Origin of the sequence: Pedobacter ginsenosidimutans (assembly GCF_001442625.1) — a bacterium.
GTDB classification, from domain to species: Bacteria; Bacteroidota; Bacteroidia; order Sphingobacteriales; family Sphingobacteriaceae; genus Pedobacter; species Pedobacter ginsenosidimutans.
The window spans coordinates 122551-128722 of sequence record NZ_LMZQ01000020.1 but is presented as its reverse complement, the minus strand read 5'-3'; the positions used below and the strand labels follow the sequence as shown (position 1 = coordinate 128722).

Genomic DNA, 6172 nt, shown 5'->3' with positions numbered 1-6172 from the left:
GAGCTCTTTATTTGGCCCGAACTTAAAAAATTAAAAGGATTTGTTGAGCGAAGAAATCCTGACCTAACGATCAGTGCGTACAGCTTGGCCCGAAACAGCCTGTCAGTTTGGTGCGAAACGGCGTGTCAGCTTAAATGCGAAACGCGCGTACACTTTTGCCGAAATACCCACACAGGATCGAGAATCTGATTGCAACCGCAAGATCTAATAAAGTGGCCATATTGATGGGATTGCAGGAGCTTCCGCAGTTTAAGCAGCAATATGGGAAGGATACTGCAACGACTATCACTTCGGTGGTCGGCAATGTATTATCCGGCTCGGTGAGGAACAAAGAAACCTTAGAATGGCTGGAAAGGATCTTCGGCAAATCAAAACAGATCGGAGAAAGTATTTCTATCGATAGGAGCAAAGTGTCCAAATCAATCAGTGAAAAACTGGAAGTGTTGATCCCGGCGGGAAAGATAGCTTCTCTTGGTGCGGGAGAGCTTGTGGGGATACTTGCTACAGATGCGGATGATAAATATACCGGTGAGTATGAAACCTCAGCCATAAACTGCAGGATAAACCTGGACCTAAAAGAAATTAAAAAGGAGGAAGAAGGATATGTCGAACTACCTATTTTTTATGACTTTGGGGGAAAGAAGGATGAAATCCTTAAGCGGAATTTTTTACGCATCAATAAGGAAATCGAAATGTTGGTTGCTGCTTTTATGTAGTCTTATATTGATCTGTGTTAACGGATATGGAGCTGTTCAGGATACCACTATTTTTACAAGCTGGTACGCAACACTTCCACTTAAGGTGTTCAAAATGAATTCTGCTTTTGGAATCAGGACCCATCCGGTTACTGGACAGGATTCTTTTCACAAAGGAATAGATATAGCCGGTAAAAACGAGGTTGTTGTTTCTGTACTTCCCGGAATAATTGATAAAATTGGCTATTCCTCCATAATGGGCAATTATGTCGCTGCGAGATATGGGGGTTATATCGTTTATTATGCCCACTTATCAAAAGTATATTGCTCCGCTGGCCATTTTGTTCCTACGGGCTATCCTATTGGGCTCACCGGATCAACGGGCAGGGCAACTGGCGAACACCTGCACCTGTCTGTGCTTCGCGGTGGGAAGAGCGTTAATCCGCTTTATTTTCTATTGATCATCCTATCCAAGTCAGGCGGCGAACTCAAACGCTATTTATACGGTGGATAAACAAATTAAAAATTGTAGCCACTAGAGTTTTAATCCAAATTTTTAAATGAATCAATATGCAGACTGCAAACTTGAATGTGCGGGATCTTCCGGTTGAAGATCTGCGCGAACTTGGACTGTTTAGGGAAGGAGAAATCACACTTCCCAAAAAAGATATAGATGCACTGTTGTCCGGAATGCGGACCGGGCTCGTCAGGCTAAATGATATTAATCATAACGGACTTGAAATAAAGGAAATGAGCGTGAAACTTTCCCTGACCAAAAATGCCCAAGGAAAAGCTGAACTATTGATACACCCTGTTTACAAACAGAGCAACCTTCCTTCCATTATTTCCCGACAGGAAGGAGATGACCTTCTGACCGGTCTGAAGGCCAATCTTATCAAAGAAACAATTGAGAACGGGCAGCAAAAGAAATTGTTGGTGGAATATGACTGGGACACGCGTGAATTTATTGTTACCGATACCTCAAGGCTGAGGGTGCCAGAAATGATTAATGGTATGCCGCTTACACCTTATCAGAAGGAGCGCTTCGGTAGCGGAAGGCAGATTGAAATGCCGGATGGGACCACCTTTCAGGCCAGTAGCACTACTCCGGATGGAATCCGTTCCAATAGGTTGGCGCTTGTCGTTTCTCTTCTGATGGATGGTGGTTTATCCTACCTTCTGCTAACAGGTCTAAAAGCCATGGTTGGCGATCGGGGACTGTTACCGCAGAAGGATGAGCGGAACGAAAATTATCACAAAGCGCTTCAGGCAGCGGCAGCACAGAAGTCCACCGTTAAGGACGCTGAAGAAAAAAACTCATCCATTTCCAATAATAACGATTATTCGCGTGGATATGGCAGATCAGGAGTGTCGAGATAATCCTGTTCAAAAAAAATAATCAAATGAATTTTAACCTTAATTTTTTCAATTATGAATGAGAATAATTTAGAGTACTTACAGAATACATTAAAGTACTTAGGCTTTGGGGAGTCCCTAAATGCGGATCTAAAGGAGTCAATTGCACATGGCCCAGAGGGCTTTAAAATCCAGTCTCCAGTAATAGAAATGCCGGATCCGACTAAGAGGGTTGCTCTGGGTTTCGGTGATAAGATGACATATTTACTTAGTTTTTCAAAAAGTAAGGAAACCGACATGTATTTTTTTAATAATTATGAGGCGACATTGAAAAAAGCTGACATGAAGGATGTTATTTCGCAGACCTTTTATATTAATAAAGGTAAAGGGGTGACCGCTAAAGAAAGTTACAATCTGCTTTCGGGTCGTGCGGTAAATAAGGATGTCGTGTTGAAAAGCGGAGAAAAAGCGAACCTTTGGCTTAAGCTGGATTTCACCGAACATACTCCAGATAAAGGTTACAAAATTGACCCTTATGGCAAAAATTATGGCTTTAGTCTTAAAGAAACAGTAGATAAATTTAATATACTGAATATGGAGAAGCCCGGATTTAAGGATCAGTTGCTTAAAAGCCTTGAACGTGGAAATCTTCATGAGGTGTCTTTTATGAAGAATGGAAAGGAAACAACTGGTTTTGTTACAGCTAATCCCCATTTTAAAACGCTGGATTTTTATAACAAAGATTTAAGCGAGGTTTATAGTAAGGCAATAGACAAGCGTGAACCTGAGGTGAAACAGGAAAAAGATAAAGAACAGGCAATTGCTGGTGAAATGGAGCTTCAGGGGGGAGAAAAAAAAGGGCGGGGTAGATAGTGTTGTTGAGTACATTTTTCTTAATGCAGGGGACTTCGGTCCCCTGTTTTTGTATGGGTTATTTTTAAAGTAGATGAAGTATGAGCATAGAAATATTGACAAGAGAAGACCTGTATACCTTTGGAAATTTTTTGATTGAAGAGATCAAAAAAATTGTGACTATTCAGAAGCCTGTCAAAAAAAGGTTTTTGAAAGGATATGAGGTTAGAAAACTATTGGGTATATCTCAGGGAACTTTACAGAACCTAAGATTGAACAGGATACTTCCATATTCAAAGATTGGAAGCATTTATTATTATGATGCCAACGTTGTTGAAAATTTAATGGCTGGAAAAGATCAAGGGCTTGGCAAAAAACAAAACGATTATGAGAGTGGATAAACTTAAAATTCATGAAAAGTTTAATCAGGTTGTACATTTGATTAATTTAGATAACCGTGTTAGCTCTACAGAAATGGCATTAATATACGGCTTGATTGTTTTTTATATCAGGGGGGGATTTCATTCTAACTTTCATGTTTCAAGGAGTGGATTAATGCAAATAAGTAAAATTTCCTCAACGCGTACCTACCATAAAAGTATCAACAATTTAATAAAATTGGGTTACATTGAATATCATCCATCATACCATCCAAAATTGGGAAGTATGGTTTCATGGATCAATACAGTGGGAATTTAGTGACCTTAACATTATTAAGTTTGTTTATTGGCCGTTAAAATAGTATAATTAACAAAATGGGACGGATAATTCATCCGTCCCATTTTTGCGTTTAAATTATATCTGGTTTAAATCCTATTCTTTGCCTTGGCTGAGGTTCTTGAACTGTTGGGGTAGAAGTCAGTTCATCGAGATATCTGAATAATACTTCTAAATTTTGATCATGGTTGTCCAATCTATTTTTAATCCTTTCAATATCTTCTTTTAACGATCTGTTTTCCATTATTTGAGATCTGATTTTTGTGAAAATTCGGATAATTTCAATATTTACCTGTATGGCCTTCTCACTATTAAGAATACTTGAAAGCATCGCTACACCTTGTTCTGTAAACGCAATTATTCCATACTTCGAATGCATTCCACGTTTTAAGGTGCCAAATTGGCTCCTTAAAACTTTTAGTTCTTCATCGTTAAGTTCAAACATAAAGTCTTCAGGAAATCTTGAAGCATTTCTTCTAACCTGGCGTTTCAATTGCTTGGTCTCAACCTCATATAATGATGCCAGATCGGTGTCTAGCATGACCTTCACACCACGAAAATGAAATATTTTTTCAATGATGTTTTCTATTGTTGGTAGTTTATCAATTGTTATCATGTCTTATTTGGTAATCGTATAACTATAGACCGTATTTTTGGAAGCAGGCTTTCCCATGGCAAGTTTCTCACTTAAGACCGCCATATCTTTGCCTACTTTTATATCTAGCGTTTTTGCATAGTGCTGTGTTGTTCTGATATCCTTATGGCCAAGCATTTTACTTACCGTTTCTATCGGTACCCCATTTTGAAGGGTGATTGTTGTTGCGAACGTATGCCTGGCAATATGATATGATAAAGTGAAATTAATCCCACATAAATCAGCGATTTCTTTTAGGTATGCATTCATTTTCTGGTTTGAACTTACGGGGAAAGCTTTATCTATGTCAGCGCATTGTGGATGGTTTTCATATTTAGATAACAATACTACTGCTTTTGGAAGCAGCGGAACACGTGTAGGGGTGCCCGTTTTCTGCCTATTTGTAACAAGCCACTTTTCATTCTCGTTTCTAATGATGATTTCTGATCTTTTTAGCTGATATATGTCAATGTAGGCAAGCCCGGTATAACAACTGAAGAGAAATATATCTTTAACACGGTCCAGCCTTTCATTTCCAAATTCCAGGGTTTCTAATTTACTTATCTGCTCTTGTGAAAGGCATGGTCTTTCAACTACTTTCACCTTTGCTTTAAAATTAGCGAACGGATCTCTGTTGATCCACCCGTTTGCCAGGCAGAGCTTGATTATTTTTTTAAGGTTTTTGATGTATTTAACAGCTGAATTATTGTTGCATTTTCTTGTCGTTCTTAAGAAAAAATCATAGTCTGCCAAGAACTCGTGATTGATTTTTCGGATATCTATATCCTTGATTTTATGCTTTTCTATCAAATATTGCTTGACGTGTCGCAAAGCAGTTTGATAGCGCAACAAAGTCATAGGTGCAAATTCGATACCCAGGAGCTCTTTCATCTCCTTATTATGCACTTCAAATACTTCTGTGAGCATTCTCACTTTAATGCTTTTACCTAAAAACTCATTCATTACAGCTTCAGCTGTTATATCTTCATCCCTGATCATAAGCTGTCTATGGGAATTATGGACTTTTAATTCCATTTGATGAAGATAAGTGTTAAGTGTTTTTGCTAGGGCGGTATTTCCTTTGATCTTACCGTTTTCCCAATCTACGTCTTGACATACCTTTCCGGTAGCAATTTCTGCACGTTTTTTTTCAATGGTGATTCTCATGTAAATTGATGAGATACCCTGAGGGTCTGTTTTTCCTCTTTTCAGAAAGAAGAGTAAACTGAAATTTCTTTTCATAAAAGTAATCTTAAATGGTGAATAAAGTTAAGATTGCAATCAAAAAAAGTCAAGATGTTTATGTGGTAAACTAGTTGTATTACAGTTAGTTATAGTCAAATTCGGTGCGTCAGAATTTTTTTCGTTTGACGCACCTCTTGACGCACCTCGCATATGCGTTATTTGGTCAAAAAAGCCACTAAATGCCAAAAAACAAAAGCCTGCAAATCGTTGATTTGCAGGCTTTTAGTGTTTTTTGGTGAATTTTGTTACTGATTCCAGTGGAGCCGAAGGGAGTCGAACCCTTGTCCAGTTGTGAGATAAATTATACCTTCTACATGCTTATTTTTCAATTGATTTTAGGGAAATAAACGGGCTGAAAACCGACCTTATTTAAATCCTTAGATACTTTATCTCACTTTAAGTCGTATCTCCTTAAAGCCAGCTTTGTTGTTTCGATGCCCCAGATTCTAACCCAACAATGCAGCAGTTAGAGGGACAAAAGCTAGTTAGTTCTAAACTAAGCAGCTAAGGCGTAAGTATTTTCGCCAACTAAAATGTGAACGTTCACTTTAAGTGCTCTCCGTACAACGCACTGCATGCTAACATAACCTTCGCCACCCTGTCAAATCCAAGAACGGCCCCTTTTTCAGTTTACAGTTTTGAGTAATCAGTTTGTAAACCGGATACAAATATA

The 6172-nt window shown here is 38.5% G+C and carries 7 protein-coding genes and 1 other RNA gene; 5 read left to right on the top strand and 3 right to left on the bottom strand.

What is annotated here, in order from left to right; genetic code table 11:
* Positions 1–134: 134 nt before the first annotated feature.
* From ASU31_RS20295 to ASU31_RS20275, 5 genes are all read left to right on the top strand, one after another.
* The gene (locus ASU31_RS20295) at positions 135–716 is read left to right on the top strand and encodes a TraM recognition domain-containing protein (protein WP_057934093.1); all 582 of its coding nucleotides are present in this window, start codon (positions 135–137) and stop codon (positions 714–716) included.
* Between the two features lie 7 nt (positions 717–723).
* Positions 724–1209, top strand: a complete 486-nt coding sequence (locus ASU31_RS20290; protein WP_057934092.1) for a M23 family metallopeptidase — start codon at positions 724–726, stop codon at positions 1207–1209.
* A 56-nt stretch (positions 1210–1265) separates the two neighbouring features.
* Positions 1266–2075, top strand: coding sequence for a DUF4099 domain-containing protein (locus tag ASU31_RS20285; protein WP_057934091.1), 810 nt, complete (start codon positions 1266–1268; stop codon positions 2073–2075).
* Positions 2076–2126: 51 nt separating this feature from the next.
* Complete coding sequence (locus tag ASU31_RS20280) at positions 2127–2924, top strand: hypothetical protein (RefSeq protein WP_057934090.1); 798 nt, start codon at positions 2127–2129, stop codon at positions 2922–2924.
* Positions 2925–3004: 80 nt separating this feature from the next.
* Positions 3005–3304, top strand: a complete 300-nt coding sequence (locus ASU31_RS20275; protein WP_057934089.1) for a helix-turn-helix domain-containing protein — start codon at positions 3005–3007, stop codon at positions 3302–3304.
* A gap of 389 nt (positions 3305–3693) precedes the next feature.
* Here the strand turns inward: ASU31_RS20275 and ASU31_RS20265 are convergent, their stop codons facing one another.
* From ASU31_RS20265 to ssrA, 3 genes are all read right to left on the bottom strand, one after another.
* Positions 3694–4236 carry an ORF6N domain-containing protein gene (locus ASU31_RS20265; protein WP_057934087.1) on the bottom strand — a complete coding sequence of 181 codons (543 nt, stop codon included), beginning with the start codon at positions 4234–4236 and terminating at the stop codon, positions 3694–3696.
* 3 nt (positions 4237–4239) lie between these two features.
* On the bottom strand, positions 4240–5496 hold the full coding sequence (locus tag ASU31_RS20260) for a site-specific integrase (RefSeq protein ID WP_057934086.1): 1257 nt from the start codon (positions 5494–5496) through the stop codon (positions 4240–4242).
* Between the two features lie 258 nt (positions 5497–5754).
* Positions 5755–6120: a transfer-messenger RNA gene (gene ssrA / locus ASU31_RS27275) on the bottom strand.
* Positions 6121–6172 lie beyond the last annotated feature (52 nt).

Excerpts from the sequence above, each read along its gene's own strand:
- ASU31_RS20295 (WP_057934093.1), top strand. The coding sequence starts at position 135 with ATGCGAAACGCGCGTACACTTTTGCCGAAATACCCACACAGGATCGAG.
- ASU31_RS20285 (WP_057934091.1), top strand. The coding sequence starts at position 1,266 with ATGCAGACTGCAAACTTGAATGTGCGGGATCTTCCGGTTGAAGATCTG.
- ASU31_RS20280 (WP_057934090.1), top strand. The coding sequence starts at position 2,127 with ATGAATGAGAATAATTTAGAGTACTTACAGAATACATTAAAGTACTTA.
- ASU31_RS20275 (WP_057934089.1), top strand. The coding sequence starts at position 3,005 with ATGAGCATAGAAATATTGACAAGAGAAGACCTGTATACCTTTGGAAAT.
- ASU31_RS20265 (WP_057934087.1), bottom strand. The coding sequence starts at position 4,236 with ATGATAACAATTGATAAACTACCAACAATAGAAAACATCATTGAAAAA.
- ASU31_RS20260 (WP_057934086.1), bottom strand. The coding sequence starts at position 5,496 with ATGAAAAGAAATTTCAGTTTACTCTTCTTTCTGAAAAGAGGAAAAACA.